This is a genomic window from Streptosporangium sp. NPDC000239 (assembly GCF_040300765.1).
GTDB lineage: Bacteria > Actinomycetota > Actinomycetes > Streptosporangiales > Streptosporangiaceae > Streptosporangium.
Map to the genome: position 1 here is coordinate 821,161 of NZ_JBEPEI010000001.1, position 17,217 is coordinate 838,377.

The window sequence follows — 17,217 nt, forward strand, 5'->3', positions numbered from 1 at the left end:
TGATTGCCTGCAGGGATGCCAGTAAAGAACATGTGGCTTGCGGATGGCTTGACAGCCGATTGAACGGGTGCTGAACGCCGTGTTCTACGGGGCTCCCGGAGAGGGGACGGGAATGTCGGTGGGGCGTCCTACAGTGGGTGAGGTGAGGCCGGTAACAGATTTGCAGCGCAAGGTGGCCCCCTTCGAGGTCGTCACCGACATGACCCCCTCCGGCGACCAGCCGGCCGCGATCGCCGAGCTTGAGCGGCGGGTGAGGGCGGGTGACAAGGACACCGTCCTGTTGGGCGCGACGGGCACGGGCAAGACGGCCACGGTCGCCTGGCTGATCGAGCGGCTGCAGCGGCCGACCCTGGTCATCCAGCCGAACAAGACGCTCGCCGCGCAGTTCGCCAACGAGCTGCGGGGGATGCTGCCCAACAACGCGGTCGAGTACTTCGTCTCCTACTACGACTACTACCAGCCGGAGGCGTACGTCCCGCAGAGCGACACCTACATCGAGAAGGACTCCTCCATCAACGAGGAGGTCGAGCGGCTGCGCCACTCCGCGACCAACTCGCTGCTGACCCGCCGCGACACGGTCGTGGTCGCCTCGGTCTCGTGCATCTACGGCCTGGGCACCCCCCAGGAGTACGTCGACCGGATGACCGCCCTGAAGGTCGGTCAGGAGATCGAGCGCGACACGCTGCTGCGGCGCCTGGTCGACATGCACTACACCCGCAACGACCTGGCCTTCACCCGCGGCACCTTCCGGGTGCGGGGCGACACGATCGAGATCATCCCGAAGTACGAGGAGCTCGCCGTACGGATCGAGATGTTCGGTGACGAGATCGAGAAGCTGTCCACCATGCACCCGCTGACCGGTGAGGTGATCACCGAGGACGAGGAGCTCTACATCTTCCCCGCCTCCCACTACGTGGCGGGCCCCGAGCGGATGGAACGGGCCGTGCGGGACATCGAGGCCGAGCTGGCAGAGAGCCTGCAGCGGATGGAGCGCCAGGGCAAGCTCCTTGAGGCCCAGCGGCTGCGCATGCGCACCACCTACGACCTGGAGATGATGCGCCAGATCGGCACCTGCTCCGGCATCGAGAACTACTCGCGGCACATGGACGGCCGATCCCCGGGTAGCGCGCCGAACACCCTGCTCGACTACTTCCCCGAGGACTTCCTGCTGGTGCTGGACGAGTCGCACCAGACGGTCCCGCAGATCGGCGCGATGTACGAGGGGGACGCCTCCCGTAAGCGCACGCTCGTCGAGCACGGCTTCCGGCTGCCCTCCGCCCTGGACAACCGCCCGCTGAAGTGGGAGGAGTTCCTGGAGCGGATCGACCAGACGGTCTACCTCTCGGCGACGCCCGGCTCCTACGAGCTGGGCCGCTCCGGCGGCGACGTCGTCGAGCAGGTGATCAGGCCGACCGGCCTGGTCGACCCCGAGGTGGTCGTCAAACCCACGAAGTCGCAGATCGACGACCTGGTCCACGAGATCAGGACCCGCGCGGAGAAGGACGAGCGCGTCCTGGTCACCACGCTGACCAAGAAGATGTCGGAGGACCTCACCGACTACCTGCTCGAACTGGGCATCAGGGTCCGTTACCTGCACAGCGAGGTCGACACGCTGCGCCGCATCGAGCTGCTGCGCGAGCTGCGGCTGGGCGAGTACGACGTGCTGGTCGGCATCAACCTGCTCCGTGAGGGCCTGGACCTGCCGGAGGTCTCCCTGGTGGCCATCCTCGACGCCGACAAGGAGGGCTTCCTGCGCTCGGAGACCTCGCTGATCCAGACCATCGGCCGCGCGGCCCGTAACGTCTCCGGCCAGGTCCACATGTACGCCGACCGGATCACCCCCTCCATGGAGCGGGCGATCGAGGAGACCAACCGGCGCCGGGCCAAGCAGACGGCCTACAACGAGGCCAACGGCATCGACCCCCAGCCGCTCCGCAAGAAGATCGCCGACATCCTCGACTCCCTCAACCGGGAGGACGCCGACACCGCCCAGCTCCTCGGGGGCAGCGGCCGTCAGCAGTCGCGCGGCAAGGCCCCGGTCCCCGGCTTCGCGGTCAAGCAGGCCGGTCAGCACGCCAGGGCGATCGCGGGGGAGATGCCCAGGGCGCAGCTTGAGGCCCTGGTCGAGTCGCTCACCGAGCAGATGCACCAGGCGGCGGCGGACCTGCAGTTCGAGGTGGCCGCCAGGCTGCGTGACGAGATCAAGGAGCTCAAGCGCGAGGTCCGCGACATGCGCGAGGCGGGGGTCTCCTGACCCGGCCCGCCGGAACCCGGGCGGGTGCCGTACGGCCCCGCCCGCCTCGGCGGAGCCTCTCAGCGGTGGTCTGAGCGGCGCTCGTCGTCGGGGAAACGGGGCACCGCGGTGCGCCGGTAGAGCTCGTCGATCTCGTCCAGGGGGTCGGGAGCGCGGCGGCGTGCCTCGATCTCCAGGTCGGTCCGGTCCCGGATGTCGTCGATGCCGTTCGCGGAGTGCGTCATCTGGTCGTTGAGCAGGTCCGCCCGGATTCTGGCGCACGAGGTGGTCAGCTTGGCGTGGTGCTCGCGCAGACGGCCGAGGGCGGCGTGGTCGACGTAGGCGGAGTTCCGGCTGTGCCGGGCGTAGAGCGCGAGCTGGCCGTCCAGCTGGTCGGCGTGCACGCCGATCTCGGCCACCAGCCGCGGCAGGTCACCCAGTCCCCATCCGGCCTGGAGCGCCTGGTCGACGGCCTGCCGGGTCAGGGAGACCTCCTTGCGCAGGTCCAGGCGCATCCGCTCGGTCTCACCGGCCTGGCCCGGGTCCATCGCCGCCACCTGGGAGGCCACCCGCTCGGTCACCTTCCTGGCCTTCTTCGTGGCCTTCTTGCCGAGCTTGACCAGGAGGTAGACGCCCACACCTCCGGCGAGAAGGAACAGCACCATGAGCACCAGCACGATGGTGAGGAAAGTGGTGATCTTGATCACCTCCCGGCGGGGGAAACAGGTGTTTCGAGCATAGCCCGCCTGTCCGTGCACACGGGGGTTCGCGACGTGCGAGGGGCCCGACGGGACCCCGCCGTGCACCCCGCCGGTGTCCGCCTCGGGGCGCCGGGGTTCAGACGGGACTTCGCCGCAGGGCGCGGCGGCGCCGTAGGCGGCGGACGGTCCACCAGGCGAACACCGCGAGCACGGCAACCGCGATCACGACCAGGACCGGGAGGAAGATCGCGACCAGGGCCATGGCGAGAGACCCCACGTCCTCCATCGTGCTCACCACCGGTGCCCCCACCCCGGCGGTCGTGGCGTTGACCACCGGTCTGGCGGTCGCCTTCATCACGTGCACCGCGAGCGCGACGCCGATGCCGAGCACCCAGCCGGCCCAGGGGTTGTGGGTCATCCAGTCGGAGCCGTCGAGCCGGGCCGCGGCCTCGGTCGCGCTGAAGACCACGCCGCCGGACAGCGGGCGGATCACGGTCTGGATCATGTCGTTGACGCTGTCGACCACCGGGACCTTGTCAAGGACGAACTCGGCGACCAGCAGCACGCCGACGATCGCGAGCACCCAGCCGTTGGCCAGCCAGGCGAACTCCGGCTGCAGCCGCACCTGGTCGGTGAGGTTGGCGAGCAGGCCGACGACCAGCAGCGGTATGTAGGCGTTCAGCCCCGCCGCGGTGGAGAGTCCAAGGCCTGTCAGTGCCGCGAGCATCGTGCCTCCGTGGTGTCTCGGTCCTCCCATTCAACGTCCTCGGGACACCGGTGGATCCCGCCGGGTTCCGGTGCCGGGCGAAACGGCGGCGGGGGCGTGTCCGTGATGGACACGCCCCCGCCTGTTCCCGCGGGCTACTCCGAAACGGGGATCCGGAGGATTTCGCCCTTGCCGGGCGCCATGGCCTTGTCGGCCACATAGACGGCGCCGTCGGGGCCTACGGCCACGCCGAGGGGGGTGGTCAGCGTGCCGGGCTTGAGAAGCTCGGTACGGGTGCCGTCACCCTCGACGCGGTAGACGGTGGTCTTGCTCATGCCGTTGGCGGGAAGCGGTCCGGCGGACCCCAGGACGATCAGCCGCCCCTTGGCGTCGAAGGTCACGTCGGCGACCGTGGTGAAGCCGCGTGCGGCGGTGGTGACCTTGCCGTCCTTGAGACGGAGGACCCGGGCCGCCCCCTCGGGGTTGGGGAATCCGCCGTGCTCGGCGACGTAGTAGGCGCCGTCGGGGCCCTTGGCGATGCCCATCGGCACCGACTGCATCGGAATCTTGCTGCCCTTGGGCATCTTGAGCGCCGGGGGAGCGGCGACGGACCTGGCGTGCAGGACCGCCTCGGTGCTGACCCTGCCCTTGCGGTCGACCCGCAGCACGGAGTTGCCGCCGGTGTCGGTGACCAGCGCGCCGCCGCCGGGCAGCGGGGCGAGGCCGAACGGGTAGGAGTCCACGGCGCTGCCCTTGTCCTTGCGGTCCGGGTTGTGCCTGGTCTCGTGGGCGGCCAGGTCGGCGAAGGACAGCCGCCTGCCCTTGGTGGAGAGGGTCAGCAGCGTGCCCAGGGTCCTGGCCTTGGGGCCGAGCTTGGCACGGAAGGCGGTGTCGCCGGAGAAACCGACGGTCACCAGCAGGTCGCCCTTGGGGGTGAACGCCACGTCGTGCGGGCCGAGGGCGAACGGGCCGCTGGCAGCCGAGGGCAGGCCGCCGACCAGCACGGAGGTCTTGCCGTCCTTCAGGACGCTGATCCGCCCGGTCAGGCCGAAGCACATCTTCTCCGCCTTCTCCCCCTTCTTGGCGGGGGTCATGGCGCACTTGACCTTGCCGCCGTGACCGGACTCGGCGATGTAGAGGGCACCGTCGGGACCGAAGGAGATGCCGCGCGGGCTGTCGAGGCCCTTGGCGACGACCTCGGGCGCGCCGCCGTCCGCCCGTGCCGCCGTCACCGGACCGGCCGTCACGGCCAGTGCCGCGACTCCTCCTGTGGCAGCAGCGAGCAGCCTGCGGCCGATACGAACTCCGCTCAACGCAATCCCCTCCACGATCCCCGCCATATCCGTCAAGCCGGGGCGAACACCCGGAAAGCTACGAGCTTCTTCGGGTCGCTCACAAGGAAAAAACGCCACAATCCACCCTGCTGTGCGGCGATTTCCCCCGGGCGGGTGACCGTCCCTCCGCCTCCCGGCGGACGACCCCGCAGGCGCCTCTCAGCCGACGGCCGACGGACCGGCCCCGGGCGCGGGGGTCACGGCGGTGTCGAGCCCGCCGGCGCGGCCGACGCGCCGAGGGCCCGGTCCGCGGCCACGGTCCCGGCACGGCCGGCCGAGGTGCCGTCCAGGTGGGGCGGCAACCATCCCCGCCCCGGCACGTGGTGGCGCACGACCCGGGCGGGCACCCCGGCGATCACGCTGTGGTCGGGGAACTCGCCGCGGACCACGGCGCCGCCCGCGACCACGCACTGCCTGCCGATCCTGGTCCCCGGCAGGATGATCGCGCCGGTGCCGAGCCAGGAGCCCGAACCGATGACCACCGGGTTGTTGCGCGGCCACTGACGGCCGATCGGCGTCTCCGGGTCGTCGTAGACGTGGTTCTGGTCGGTGATGTACACGTAGGGGCCGGTGAAGACATGGTCGCCGATGTCGATCGACTGGTGTCCCACGATGTGGCTGCCCCTGCCGATCGAGCAGCTCTCGCCGATCCGCACGATCGAGACGGGGCCGAGGTCGACGCCGGGGCCCATGCCCGCGGAGATCGACACCCGCTCGCCGACCAGGGTGTGGGCGCCGATCTCGATCCAGGCCTCGCCGAAGACGGCCCCCATGGGGAAGGCGAGGCACGCGCCCTCGCCGATGCGGCGGAAGCGGTAGCCCGCGGGGCTGGTGGCGCTCACCGCGCCCACGGTGCGGACCGCGGACCAGACACGGTGCACAAGGCTGCCCATGGCACGCCGTACCACACCACGAAGTGACATAGCGGCCCAAGGTACCGTCAGGTCATATGACGGCGAAATGCGGGTCAGGGGATGTACGGGCCGATCACGGGAACCGTTTGATATTCTGAGAGCCCGTGGACATGTAGGCCGTCAGCAGGACGCGCCGACTGATCTATGACGACCACGGGAGACTCCTTGCGCAGCGCCGCACACACCAAGCATCTGTTCGTCACCGGCGGCGTCGCCTCCAGCCTCGGCAAGGGACTGACGGCCTCCAGCCTCGGCCGCCTCCTGAAGCTGCGGGGCCTGCGGGTCACCATGCAGAAGCTCGACCCCTACCTCAACGTGGACCCCGGGACGATGAACCCGTTCCAGCACGGCGAGGTCTTCGTGACCGACGACGGAGCCGAGACCGACCTCGACGTCGGCCACTACGAGCGCTTCCTCGACACCGAGCTGCACGGCTCCGCCAACGTCACCACCGGCCAGGTCTACTCCAACGTCATCGCCAAGGAACGCCGTGGCGAGTACCTCGGCGACACCGTCCAGGTCATTCCGCACATCACCAACGAGATCAAGGACCGCATCCGGGCCATGGCGGGCCCCGACGTCGACGTGGTCATCACCGAGGTCGGCGGCACCGTCGGCGACATCGAGTCGCTGCCCTTCCTTGAGGCGGTCCGCCAGGTCCGCCACGAGGTGGGCCGGGACAACGTCTTCTTCCTGCACGTGTCGCTGCTGCCGTACATCGGGCCGAGCGGCGAGCTGAAGACCAAGCCGACGCAGCACTCGGTCGCCGCGCTGCGCAGCATCGGCATCCAGCCCGACGCGATCGTGTGCCGCTCCGACCGGCCGATCACCAACTCCCTCAAGCGCAAGATCAGCCTCATGTGCGACGTCGACGAGGACGCGGTCGTCTCCGCCGTCGACGCGTCGAGCATCTACGACATCCCCAGGGTGCTGCACTCCGAGGGCCTGGACGCCTACGTGGTGCGCCGCCTCGGCCTGCCCTTCCGCGACGTCGACTGGAAGGAGTGGGAGCAGCTCCTTCGCCGGGTGCACCGCCCGGCGAAGGAGGTCACGATCGCCCTCGTCGGCAAGTACATCGACCTGCCCGACGCCTACCTGTCGGTCACCGAGGCGCTGCGCGCGGGCGGCTTCGCCAACGACGCCCGCGTCAACATCCGCTGGGTCAAGAGCGACGACTGCGAGACCCCCGAGGGCGCGGCCCGTGAGCTCGACGGCGTCGACGGTGTGCTGATCCCCGGCGGATTCGGTGTGCGCGGCATCGAGGGCAAGCTGGGCGCCGTACGGCACGCGAGAGAGACCAAGATCCCGCTGCTCGGCATCTGCCTGGGCATGCAGTGCATGGTCATCGAGGCCGCCCGCAACCTTGCGGGCGTCGAGGACGCGGGCAGCACCGAGTTCGACCCCGAGACCACCCACCCGGTCATCTCGACCATGGCCGACCAGGAGGACGTCGTCTCCGGCGAGCGCGACATGGGCGGCACCATGCGCCTCGGCCTGTACCCCGCCAAACTCTCCGAGGGCTCCCTGGCCCGCCAGCTGTACGGCATGGCCAAGGTCGAGGAGCGCCACCGGCACCGCTACGAGGTCAACAACTCCTACCGCGAGCAGCTTGAGAAGATCGGCATGGTCTTCTCCGGGCTCTCGCCGGACGGCCGTCTCGTGGAGTACGCCGAGCTTCCCGTCGACGTGCACCCGTTCTTCATCGGCACCCAGGCGCACCCCGAGTTCCGTTCCCGCCCCACCCGCCCGCACCCCCTGTTCAAGGGTTTGATCGGGGCGGCCCTGACCTACGCCGACATCCGCGGCACCGCGGCCAAGGCGGGCAGGAGCAAGTGAGCGACACCGTCAAGGCCCTGAACGCCGGGGACGTCGTGGACGTCCCCGAGGAGTGGAAGGTCGTCTCCTCGGTCAGGCACTTCAGCGGGCGCGTCATCACCGTGGTGACCGACGCCGTGGTCATGCCGGACGGAGAGGTCGTCAACCGTGACTACGCGCTCCACCCCGGCTCCGTCGCGGTGGTCGCGCTCGACGACCAGGACCGTGTGCTGCTGCTCAGGCAGTACCGCCACGCGGCCGGGCACCTGCTGTGGGAACTGCCCGCGGGCCTGCGGGACGTCGAGGACGAGCCGCTGCAGGAGGCGGCAGCCAGGGAGCTGGCAGAGGAGGCGGGCTACCGGGCACGGACCTGGCACACCCTGGTCGACGCCTTCACCTCGCCCGGGATGACGGGGGAGCGGACCAGGATCTTCCTGGCCAGAGACCTCAGCCTCATCCCCGAGGGGGAGTTCGACTTCGTCGGACGACACGAGGAGTCCGACATGCCGGTGGTCTGGATCCCCCTGTCAGACGCGGTTCGCCGTGCCCTGGCGGGAATGATCCACAATTCCCAAGCCGTGGCCGGTATTCTCGCCGCATACGCCGCTTCGGCGGATGCTTTCGCCTCGCTGCGGCCCGCCGACGCACCGGAGGCATGACAGGAGGAGCCCTGAGCGAGACGGAGGTCGTCCTGGCCAGCTACCTCGCCCACCTGGCGGTGGAGCGGGGCCTGGCGGCCAACACCCTGGCCTCCTACCGTCGTGACCTCCTTCGATACCTGGAACACCTGAGGAACCGCGGCCGCGCCACCTTCGGCGAGGTCGCGGAGGCCGACGTCGCCGCCTTCCTCACCGCGCTGCGGGAGGGAGACGAGGAGCATCGGGCGCTCGTGGACAGCTCGACGGCGCGCGCGGTCTCCTCGGTGCGGGGTCTGCACCGCTTCGCCCTGCGTCAGGGCGTCTGCGACCACGACCCCACCCGCAGGGTGCGTCCGCCGCGCCAGCTCAGGCGCCTGCCCAAGGCGATCAGCGTGGACGAGGTCGAGCGTCTGATCGCGGCCTCGGGTCCGGAGGGGGCGCCGCTCACGATGCGCAACCGGGCGCTGCTCGAACTGCTGTACGGCACGGGCGCCCGCATCTCCGAGGCGGTCGGGCTCGCGGTCGAGGACGTCGACCTGAGCCCGGCCAGCCAGCGGGTGAGGCTGCGGGGCAAGGGCGGACACTCCCGTTTGGTGCCACTCGGCCGTTTCGCCAGGGAGGCGCTCAGGGTCTACCTCACCCGCGCCCGTCCCGGCATCGCCGCCCACGGCAGGGGTGGTTCGGGGCTCTTCCTCAACGCCAGAGGCGGAAGGCTCACCCGGCAGGGGGCCTGGGAGGTGCTGCAGGCGGCGGCCGAACGCGGAGGGCTGGCGGGAATCTCCCCCCATATCTTGCGACATTCGTTCGCAACACACCTCCTGGACGGGGGCGCGGACGTTAGGGTGGTTCAGGAACTACTCGGCCACGCCTCGGTGACCACCACCCAGGTGTACACCCTGGTCACGGTCGACAAACTCCGTGAGGCCTGTGCCGCCGCGCATCCGCGCGTGCGGCATTGACCTTTGTCGTGTCCGGGCGTGCCGCCTTGCCGCATACGTGTTGACGCCATAGTGTCCGTCCGGACGGTCCGGTTCGAGGCCGTCAGGGAGGTTCGACTGGTGACTGTGACCACCGACGGTTCTGGCCGGGGGACGGCCCCTGGAAACCCCGAGAATCCATGGGGGGACACCAAGACCACCGGCACCCCCCGGAGCGGGGGCGTTCTCGGCCCCACCGGGCGGCCTCGCCCGGTGTTCCCCGACCCATCCCCTCGTACGGTGCACGGACCGGCGCGCGTCGTGGCCATGGTCAACCAGAAGGGCGGCGTCGGCAAGACGACCACGACCATCAACCTGGGCGCGGCGCTGGCCGAGGCAGGGCTGAGGGTGCTGCTGGTCGACTTCGACCCGCAGGGCGCCCTGTCCGTCGGCCTCGGCATCAACCCCCACCAGCTCGATCTGACGGTCTACAACCTCCTCATGGAGCCGCAGATCACCGCCAGGGACGTGCTGATGGAGACCGGCGTCGAGGGCATGGACCTGCTGCCGAGCAACATCGACCTGTCGGCGGCCGAGGTCCAGCTCGTCACCGAGGTCGCCCGCGAGCAGGTGCTCGGCAGGGTGATCAAGCCCCTGCTGCCCGAGTACGACGTCTGCCTGATCGACTGCCAGCCGTCCCTGGGTCTGCTCACGATCAACGCGCTGGCCTGCGCGCACGGCGTCATGGTGCCGCTGGAGTGCGAGTTCTTCGCCCTGCGTGGTGTCGCGCTGCTGATGGACACCATCATCAAGGTCCAGCAGCGCATCAACGAGGACCTGGTCATCGAGGGCCTGCTCGCCACCATGTACGACGCGCGCACCCTGCACGGCCGTGAGGTGCTCGCCCGGGTGGTCGAGGCGTTCGACGAGAAGGTCTACCACACGGTGATCAACCGGACGGTCCGCTTCCCCGACGCCACGGTCGCCGGAGAGCCCATCACCAGCTTCGACCCCTCCTCACTCGGCGCGAGCGCCTACCGGGAGCTGGCCCGCGAGGTCCTCGCCAGGTGGAACGCCGAGTAACCACCCCTCACCCGCGGTGACCGGGGTCCCGGTGCGGGACAATGACGGGATGACCGAGCAGGCACAGACGGCCGACGACACCTTCAGAGTGCACCTGGAGGTCTTCGAGGGTCCCTTCGACCTGCTGCTCGGCCTGATCTCCAAGCACAAGCTGGACATCACCGAGGTCTCGCTCAGCAAGGTCACCGACGAGTTCATCGCCCACATCCGGGCCAGGGGCCCCGAATGGGACCTCGACCAGACGAGCCACTTCCTCCTCGTGGCCGCGACCCTGCTCGACCTCAAGGCGGCGAGGCTGCTGCCCTCGGGAGAGGTCGACGACGAGGAGGACCTCGCGCTCCTTGAGGCCAGGGACCTGCTGTTCGCCCGCCTCCTGCAGTACCGCGCCTACAAGGAGGTCGTGAAGGTCTTCTCCTCCCGGATGGCGGAGGAGGCCCTGCGCTTCCCCAGGATCGTGCCGATGGAGGCGAGGTTCGCCAACCTGCTGCCCACGCTGGTCCTCGGCGTCGGCCCAGAACGGCTGGCGGAGCTGGCCCGGCGCGCCTTCGCACCCAGGGTTCCCCCCGCGGTCTCCGTCGCCCACATCTACCAACCGCTCGCCAATGTCCGCGAACAGGCGGCTATCCTTGTCCAGCGGCTGCGGCGCATGCGCCGGGCGACCTTCCGCGCTCTCACCTCCGACTGCACGGGCACCTTCGAGGTTGTCGCTCGTTTCCTGGCCGTCCTGGAGCTCTACCGGGAGGCGGCGGTCTCCTTCGAGCAGGTCGAGCCCCTCGGCGAGCTGCATGTGACCTGGACCGGCAGTGACGACGGTGATGTGACCGTCGCCGACGACTACGACGCGAGCGCGGGTAAGGAGCCCTCCGATGACCGATGAGGCGTCCGGCCCCGGCCTGCGCGCCGGGCTTGAGGCGATCCTGCTCGTGGTCGACGAGCCGGTCGCCGAGACGATCCTCGCCCAGGCGCTGGAACGGCCCGTTCCCGAGATCTCCGCCGCGCTTCGGGCGCTGGCGGCGGAATACACGGCCCAGGGCCGGGGTTTTGACCTGAGAGAGGTCGCGGGCGGCTGGCGGTTCTACACGCGGGCCGGATGCGCGGCCCTTGTCGAACGGTTCGTCCGTGACGGCCAGCAGGCGCGGCTCACCCAGGCGGCGCTTGAGACGCTGGCCGTGGTCGCCTACCGCCAGCCGGTCAGCCGGGCCAGGGTGGCGGCCATCCGAGGGGTCAACAGCGACGGCGTCATGCGCACGCTGGTGGCCAGGGGGCTGGTCGAGGAGGCCGGCACCGATCCGGAGGGGCAGGCGTTGCTCTACCGGACGACTTCATATTTCCTTGAGCGGATGGGCCTGCGGGAGCTCGAAGAGCTTCCGGAACTCGCGCCCTTCCTGCCAGACGACGTGGAAAACCTAGAGGAGCAGAAGCAGTGAACAGCAGGCGTGGTACCCCGTCCGGTGATGGACGCGGTCGAGGCCGTGGCGGCGCCCCGCGCGGTGGCGGCTACCGCGGGAGCGGCGACTCCAGAGGCGGATCGCAGGGCGGTTTCCGCCCGGACGCCTCCCGAGGCGCCTCCCGTGGCGGTCCCCGGAGCGACGATCGCGGTGGTTTCCGCGCCGATCGCGGCGGGTTCCGTTCCGAGGGCCCGCGTCGCGATGATCGGGGTGGCTTCCGCTCCGAGGACCGTGGCGGCTTCCGCGCGGAGCGCGGCGGGTCACGCGGCGGGTTCCAGTCCGACGAGCGCGGCGGCTCACGCGGCCGGTACGGCAGGCCGGAGGGCGGTTTCCGGCAGGATTCCCCTCGTCGTGATGACCGGGGTGGGTTCCGTTCCGAGGACCGTGGTGGGTTCCGTTCTGAGGGTCCGCGTCGTGATGACCGGGGCGGTTTCCGTTCCGAGGACCGGGGTGGGTTCCGTTCTGAGGGTCCGCGTCGTGATGACCGGGGCGGTTTCCGCTCTGAAGACCGTGGTGGGTTCCGTTCTGAGGGTCCGCGTCGTGACGATCGGGGTGGGTTCCGTTCTGAGGGTCCGCGTCGTGACGATCGGGGTGGGTTCCGTTCTGAGGGTCCCCGTCGCGATGACCGTGGTGGGTTCTCCGACGAGCGCGGCGGCTCGCGCGGCCGGTACGGCAGGCCGGAGGGCGGTCCGAGGGAGAACCGCGGTGGCGGTTCCCGAGGTCGTTACGGCAAGACCGGCCGTGGCGCGGAGGTCCGTACGATCGGCGGCGGCCGGGCCGACTCCTACGGCGAGCGCCGTCCCGCGCCCGCCAAGGGCGCCTCGGCGAAGGACCGGCAGGGCCAGAAGCCCGCTCTGCGGCCCGGGGGGATCGAGAACGACCGGTTCAAGACCGCCCGCCAGCCCAAGCGCGACTTCGACTTCTACGACTCCGACTACGTCGACGAGCGCGACACCACCGAGGTCCCCGGCGGTGTGCGGCTGCAGAAGGTCCTCGCCCAGGCGGGCGTCGCAAGCCGCAGGGCGTGCGAGGAGATGATCGGCGCGGGCAGGGTGACGGTCGACGGCCAGACCGTCCGCCGTTTCGGCGCCAGGGTCGACCCCGCCAAGCAGGTCATCCACGTGGACGGCAAGCGTCTGCCGACGATGCCCGACCTCGTCTACCTCGCCATCAACAAGCCGCTCGGCGTCGTCAGCACCATGTCCGACCCCGACGGCCGCCCCTCGCTGGCCGACTACGTGGCCGACCGCACCGAGCGGCTGTTCCACGTGGGCCGTCTCGACACCGAGACCGAGGGCCTCATCCTGCTCACCAACGACGGGGAACTGGCCAACCGGCTCACCCACCCCAGCTACGGCGTGCAGAAGAAGTACTGGGCGAAGGTGCCGGGCAGGATCGAGCGTGACCTGGGCCACCGCCTGAAGAAGGGCGTCGAGCTTGAGGACGGCATCGCCAAGGCCGACTCCTTCAGCATCGTCCAGGAGCACGGCCAGCAGGCCCTGGTGGAGATCGTCCTGCACGAGGGGCGCAAGCACATCGTCCGCCGCATGCTGGAGGAGGTCGGGCACCCGGTCATCGACCTGGCCCGTATCGAGTTCGGCCCGGTCAAACTCGGCAGGCTCAAGCCGGGGACGATCCGCGCGCTGACCCTCAAGGAGGTCGGGGAACTCTACGCCGCCGTGGGTCTGTGACCCGAGGCCGGTAACCTTCCCCGACATACACGTTCAGGACACGAAGGAGCGACGATGGTGCGGGCGATCCGCGGGGCGGTCCAGGTCGACGCGAACGACAGGGACGCGATCCTGGCCGGGGTGACCGAGCTGGTCACGGAGGTGATGGGACGCAACAGGCTCACCACCGACGACGTGATCAGTGTGATCTTCACCGCGACGCCCGACCTGAACGCCGAGTTCCCCGCCCTGGCGGCACGCAAGCTCGGCTTTCACGACGTCCCGTTGATCTGCGCCTCGGAGATCGACGTCCCGGGCGCGCTGCCCCGCGTCGTACGGCTGATGGCGCACGTGGAGACCGACCGGCCGCGTCAGGAGATCCACCATGTCTACCTGCACGGCGCGGCGGCCCTGCGGGTCGACATCGCCCAGTGACCCCCGTCCAAGCGTCACGCCGGAGGAGTGCGTGTGAACGGCCTTGAGAGCGTCCTCGTCGTCGGCACGGGCCTGATCGGTACCTCGGTCGCCCTCGCCCTGCGCGGCCACGACGTCCCCGTCCACCTGGCCGACCGCGACGCGGGAGCCGTACGGCTGGCGCGGGAACTCGGCGCGGGCGTCGAGTGGGACGGGCGGCGGGTCGGGCTCGCGGTCGTCGCGGTCCCGCCGCACCTCGTCGCCGACCAGATCGCCCGTCTGCAGCGGGAGGGCGCGGCGCGCTTCTACACCGACGTGGCCAGCGTCAAGCGGCTGCCGATCGAGGGAGCGGCGGCGCTCGGCTGCGACCTGAGCACCTACGCGCCGGGGCACCCCCTGGCGGGCAGGGAGCGCTCGGGCCCGGCGGCGGCCAGGGCCGACCTGTTCCTGGGCAGGCCGTGGGCGCTGTGCCCGACGGAGGAGACCTCGCCCGACGCGGTCGAGGCTCTGCGCGGCCTGATCAAGCTCTGCGGCGGCGAGGCCGTCGAGGTCGGCGCGGACGAGCACGACAGGGCCGTCGCGGTCGTCTCGCACGCCCCGCACGTGGCCGCCTCCGCGGTGGCCGCCAGGCTCGCCGAAGCCTCCGGGACCGCGCTCGGCCTGGCCGGTCAGGGGGTCCGTGACGTCACCCGCATCGCGGCGGGGGACCCGGCGCTGTGGACCGGCATCCTGTCGGGCAACGCGCTGCCGGTCGCCGACGTGCTCGAGGCGATCGCGGACGATCTGGCCACCGCCGCCGCCGCGCTGCGCGCCGCCGCAGCCCCGGCGGACGGGAACGCCGGCATGGACGGCGTCACCGGCCTGCTGCGCCGCGGTGTGGTGGGCACGACCAGGATTCCCGGCAAGCACGGCGGTCCCGCGCGTGCCTACGCGAGCGTCCAGGTCGTCATCGGCGACCGCCCCGGAGAGCTGGCCCGGCTGTTCCAGGTGGCCGAGGCGGCGGGTGTCAACATCGAGGACGTCCGCCTTGAGCACACCCCGGGGCTGCCCCTGGGCGCCGCCGAACTGCAGGTCCAGCCGGAGGCCGTACCGGCCCTGTCGGAGGCGTTGCGGGCGGGCGGCTGGCAGCTTCCCTAGAAGCGGTCCCCGCGGCCCGTTCACGGCGGCCGCGGGTCGTCCGATGCGCGATCGCCTCGCCGTTCCCGGTAGCCTCGTACGGACAACTGAAGCGGGCTGCAAGGGAGAGGCGTCGTGACCGGACTGGTCGTCGCGATGGACGGTCCTTCGGGGTCGGGCAAGTCGAGCGCGTCGCGCGGGGTCGCGCGGGCGCTCGGGCTGCGTTATCTCGACACCGGGGCGATGTACCGGGCGATCACATGGTGGATGCTCCAGCAGGGCGTCGATCTCTCCGACCAGGAGGCGATCGCCGCCAGGGCGCTCGGCCCGGTGCTGACGCTCGGCACCGACCCGGACGCCCCCTCGGTCGCCGTGGACGGCGCCGATGTGGCGGCTCCCATCCGCACCGCCGAGGTCACCGCGGCCGTCTCCGCGGTCAGCGCGGTGCCCGAGGTGCGGCGCAGGCTGGTGGCCGAGCAGCGTGAGATCATCGGCGAGGGTGGCATCGTCGTCGAGGGCCGCGACATCGGCACGGTCGTCGTCCCGGACGCCCCGGTCAAGATCTATCTGACCGCGAGCGCCGACGCCAGGGCGCTGCGCCGTACGGCGGAGCTGGCGGGCACCACGGTGCAGGCGCAGAAGGCCGCGATGGCCAGGCGCGACACCCTGGACTCCACACGCAAGGCGGACCCGCTCGCGATGGCGGCCGACGCCGTAGAACTCGACACAACGGCGCTCAACCTCGACGAGGTCGTCGCCGAGATCCTGCGTTTGATTAAGGAAAAGACGTGACAGGGGAATTCGAAGAAGACAGCGGCTGGATCGACGCGGGGCCGGTCGATTCAGGTACCGGGGAAGGCTCAGAGGAGGACTGGCAGGACGCCGGTCCTCAGCCGGTCGTCGCCGTGGTCGGGCGCCCCAATGTGGGCAAGTCCACGCTGGTCAACCGGATCATCGGCCGCCGTGAGGCGGTCGTTGAGGACGTACCGGGCGTGACCCGGGACCGGGTCACCTACGACGCCACCTGGCGTGGACGGCGCTTCACGGTCGTCGACACCGGAGGCTGGGACCCGGACGCGACCGGTATGGCGCTGAGGATCGCCGAGCAGGCGCAGGTGGCCGCGGAGCTGGCCGACGTGATCCTGTTCGTGGTCGACGCGACGGTCGGCGTGACCGACGCCGACGAGATCGTCGGGCACGTGCTGCGCTCCTCGGGCAAGCCGGTGATCCTCGCCGCGAACAAGGTCGACAACCAGCAGATGGAGCTTGAGGCCGCCGGGCTGTGGTCCCTCGGCCTGGGCGAGCCCCACCCGGTCTCGGCTCTGCACGGCCGGTCGAGCGGTGACCTGCTCGACGTGGTCCTCGACAGCCTGCCCGAGACGCCGCCGCAGCGCTTCGGCGAGGAGCGGGGACCGCGCAGGGTGGCCCTGCTCGGCAAGCCGAACGTGGGCAAGTCCTCGCTGCTGAACAAGCTGGCGGGGGAGGAGCGCGTCCTGGTCGACCCGATGGCGGGCACCACCCGCGATCCGGTCGACGAGCTGATCCAGCTGGGCGGCAAGACCTGGCGTTTCGTGGACACCGCGGGCATCCGCAGGCGTGACCGCGAGCTGAAGGGCGCCGACTTCTACGCCAGCATGCGCACCAGGTCGGCCCTGGAGCGCTCCGAGATCGCGGTCGTGCTCATCGACGCCAGTGAGACGCTGACCGAGCAGGACCTGCGGATCATCTCCCTGGTGATCGAGTCGGGGCGGGCCATGGTCGTGGCGTTCAACAAGTGGGACCTGCTCGACGAGGACCGCCGCTACTACCTGGAGAAGGAGATCGACCGTCAGCTCGTCCGCGTTCCGTGGGCGCTGCGGGTCAACATCTCCGCCAAGACCGGCTGGCACGTGGACAGGCTCGTCCCCGCTCTGGAGAAGGCGCTGGAGTCCTGGTCGACCCGGGTGCCGACCGCCCGCCTCAACGCCTTCCTCACCGAGCTGGTCGCGGCGACCCCGCCCCCCGTCAGGGGCGGCAAGCAGCCCAAGATCCTCTTCGCCACCCAGGCGACGACCGAGCCGCCCAGGTTCGTGCTGTTCACCTCAGGCTTCCTTGAGGAGACCTACCGCCGGTTCATCGAGCGCAGGATCCGTGAGGAGTTCGGCTTCGCGGGCTCCCCGATCGAGGTCACGATGAAGATCAGAGAGAAGCGGCAGGGCCAGAAGAAGAAGTGACCCGTTCACCGGGTA

Annotated in this window: 16 protein-coding genes; 12 read left to right on the plus strand and 4 right to left on the minus strand. The window is 70.4% G+C overall.

Features of this window, described 5'->3' with window-relative positions:
• Window positions 1-142: 142 nt before the first annotated feature.
• Window positions 143-2,254: an excinuclease ABC subunit UvrB gene (gene uvrB / locus ABT340_RS03755; RefSeq protein ID WP_352009089.1), complete on the plus strand. Its 2,112-nt coding sequence runs from the start codon at window positions 143-145 to the stop codon at window positions 2,252-2,254.
• Between the two features lie 59 nt (window positions 2,255-2,313).
• Here uvrB and ABT340_RS03760 read toward each other — a convergent pair whose 3' ends face one another.
• From ABT340_RS03760 to ABT340_RS03775, 4 genes are all read right to left on the minus strand, one after another.
• Window positions 2,314-2,940, minus strand: coding sequence for a hypothetical protein (locus ABT340_RS03760; protein WP_352009090.1), 627 nt, complete (start codon window positions 2,938-2,940; stop codon window positions 2,314-2,316).
• Window positions 2,941-3,070: 130 nt separating this feature from the next.
• Window positions 3,071-3,661 carry a DUF4126 domain-containing protein gene (locus tag ABT340_RS03765; protein WP_352009091.1) on the minus strand — a complete coding sequence of 197 codons (591 nt, stop codon included), beginning with the start codon at window positions 3,659-3,661 and terminating at the stop codon, window positions 3,071-3,073.
• Between the two features lie 134 nt (window positions 3,662-3,795).
• Window positions 3,796-4,953, minus strand: coding sequence for a ScyD/ScyE family protein (locus ABT340_RS03770; RefSeq protein WP_352009092.1), 1,158 nt, complete (start codon window positions 4,951-4,953; stop codon window positions 3,796-3,798).
• A gap of 218 nt (window positions 4,954-5,171) precedes the next feature.
• Window positions 5,172-5,897, minus strand: coding sequence for an acyltransferase (locus ABT340_RS03775; protein ID WP_352009093.1), 726 nt, complete (start codon window positions 5,895-5,897; stop codon window positions 5,172-5,174).
• Between the two features lie 156 nt (window positions 5,898-6,053).
• On the opposite strand from ABT340_RS03775, the gene pyrG reads away from it, so the two are divergent.
• From pyrG to der, 11 genes are all read left to right on the plus strand, one after another.
• Window positions 6,054-7,724: a CTP synthase gene (pyrG, locus tag ABT340_RS03780; protein ID WP_352009094.1), complete on the plus strand. Its 1,671-nt coding sequence runs from the start codon at window positions 6,054-6,056 to the stop codon at window positions 7,722-7,724.
• Window positions 7,721-8,362 (plus strand): NUDIX domain-containing protein, encoded by a 642-nt coding sequence (locus tag ABT340_RS03785; RefSeq protein WP_352009095.1) that lies wholly within the window; start codon window positions 7,721-7,723, stop codon window positions 8,360-8,362. The genes pyrG and ABT340_RS03785 overlap by 4 nt, the downstream gene beginning before the upstream one ends.
• Window positions 8,359-9,300, plus strand: coding sequence for a site-specific tyrosine recombinase XerD (locus tag ABT340_RS03790; RefSeq protein ID WP_352009096.1), 942 nt, complete (start codon window positions 8,359-8,361; stop codon window positions 9,298-9,300). The genes ABT340_RS03785 and ABT340_RS03790 overlap by 4 nt, the downstream gene beginning before the upstream one ends.
• A 99-nt stretch (window positions 9,301-9,399) precedes the next feature.
• Window positions 9,400-10,341 (plus strand): ParA family protein, encoded by a 942-nt coding sequence (locus ABT340_RS03795; protein ID WP_352009097.1) that lies wholly within the window; start codon window positions 9,400-9,402, stop codon window positions 10,339-10,341.
• Window positions 10,342-10,390: 49 nt separating this feature from the next.
• Window positions 10,391-11,218 carry a segregation and condensation protein A gene (locus ABT340_RS03800; protein ID WP_352009098.1) on the plus strand — a complete coding sequence of 276 codons (828 nt, stop codon included), beginning with the start codon at window positions 10,391-10,393 and terminating at the stop codon, window positions 11,216-11,218.
• Window positions 11,208-11,768 (plus strand): SMC-Scp complex subunit ScpB, encoded by a 561-nt coding sequence (gene scpB, locus ABT340_RS03805; protein WP_352009099.1) that lies wholly within the window; start codon window positions 11,208-11,210, stop codon window positions 11,766-11,768. Before ABT340_RS03800 ends, scpB begins: the two co-directional genes overlap by 11 nt.
• Window positions 11,769-12,763: 995 nt before the next feature.
• The gene (locus ABT340_RS03810; RefSeq protein WP_352009100.1) at window positions 12,764-13,480 is read left to right on the plus strand and encodes a pseudouridine synthase; all 717 of its coding nucleotides are present in this window, start codon (window positions 12,764-12,766) and stop codon (window positions 13,478-13,480) included.
• A 54-nt stretch (window positions 13,481-13,534) separates the two neighbouring features.
• On the plus strand, window positions 13,535-13,894 hold the full coding sequence (gene aroH, locus ABT340_RS03815) for a chorismate mutase (RefSeq protein ID WP_352009101.1): 360 nt from the start codon (window positions 13,535-13,537) through the stop codon (window positions 13,892-13,894).
• 33 nt (window positions 13,895-13,927) lie between these two features.
• The gene (locus ABT340_RS03820; RefSeq protein ID WP_352009102.1) at window positions 13,928-15,010 is read left to right on the plus strand and encodes a prephenate dehydrogenase; all 1,083 of its coding nucleotides are present in this window, start codon (window positions 13,928-13,930) and stop codon (window positions 15,008-15,010) included.
• 135 nt (window positions 15,011-15,145) lie between these two features.
• Entirely contained in the window at window positions 15,146-15,781 is a 636-nt protein-coding gene (cmk, locus tag ABT340_RS03825) for a (d)CMP kinase (RefSeq protein ID WP_352009465.1), read from the plus strand.
• Entirely contained in the window at window positions 15,778-17,202 is a 1,425-nt protein-coding gene (gene der / locus ABT340_RS03830; protein ID WP_352009103.1) for a ribosome biogenesis GTPase Der, read from the plus strand. Before cmk ends, der begins: the two co-directional genes overlap by 4 nt.
• The last annotated feature ends 15 nt before the right edge of the window (window positions 17,203-17,217 follow it).

What these genes read in the sequence shown, in the direction of transcription:
- ABT340_RS03765 (WP_352009091.1), bottom strand. Translation starts at nt 3,661, where the DNA reads ATGCTCGCGGCACTGACAGGCCTTGGACTCTCCACCGCGGCGGGGCTG.
- ABT340_RS03775 (WP_352009093.1), bottom strand. Translation starts at nt 5,897, where the DNA reads ATGTCACTTCGTGGTGTGGTACGGCGTGCCATGGGCAGCCTTGTGCAC.
- ABT340_RS03800 (WP_352009098.1), top strand. Translation starts at nt 10,391, where the DNA reads ATGACCGAGCAGGCACAGACGGCCGACGACACCTTCAGAGTGCACCTG.
- scpB (WP_352009099.1), top strand. Translation starts at nt 11,208, where the DNA reads ATGACCGATGAGGCGTCCGGCCCCGGCCTGCGCGCCGGGCTTGAGGCG.
- aroH (WP_352009101.1), top strand. Translation starts at nt 13,535, where the DNA reads ATGGTGCGGGCGATCCGCGGGGCGGTCCAGGTCGACGCGAACGACAGG.
- ABT340_RS03790 (WP_352009096.1), top strand. Translation starts at nt 8,359, where the DNA reads ATGACAGGAGGAGCCCTGAGCGAGACGGAGGTCGTCCTGGCCAGCTAC.
- cmk (WP_352009465.1), top strand. Translation starts at nt 15,146, where the DNA reads ATGGACGGTCCTTCGGGGTCGGGCAAGTCGAGCGCGTCGCGCGGGGTC.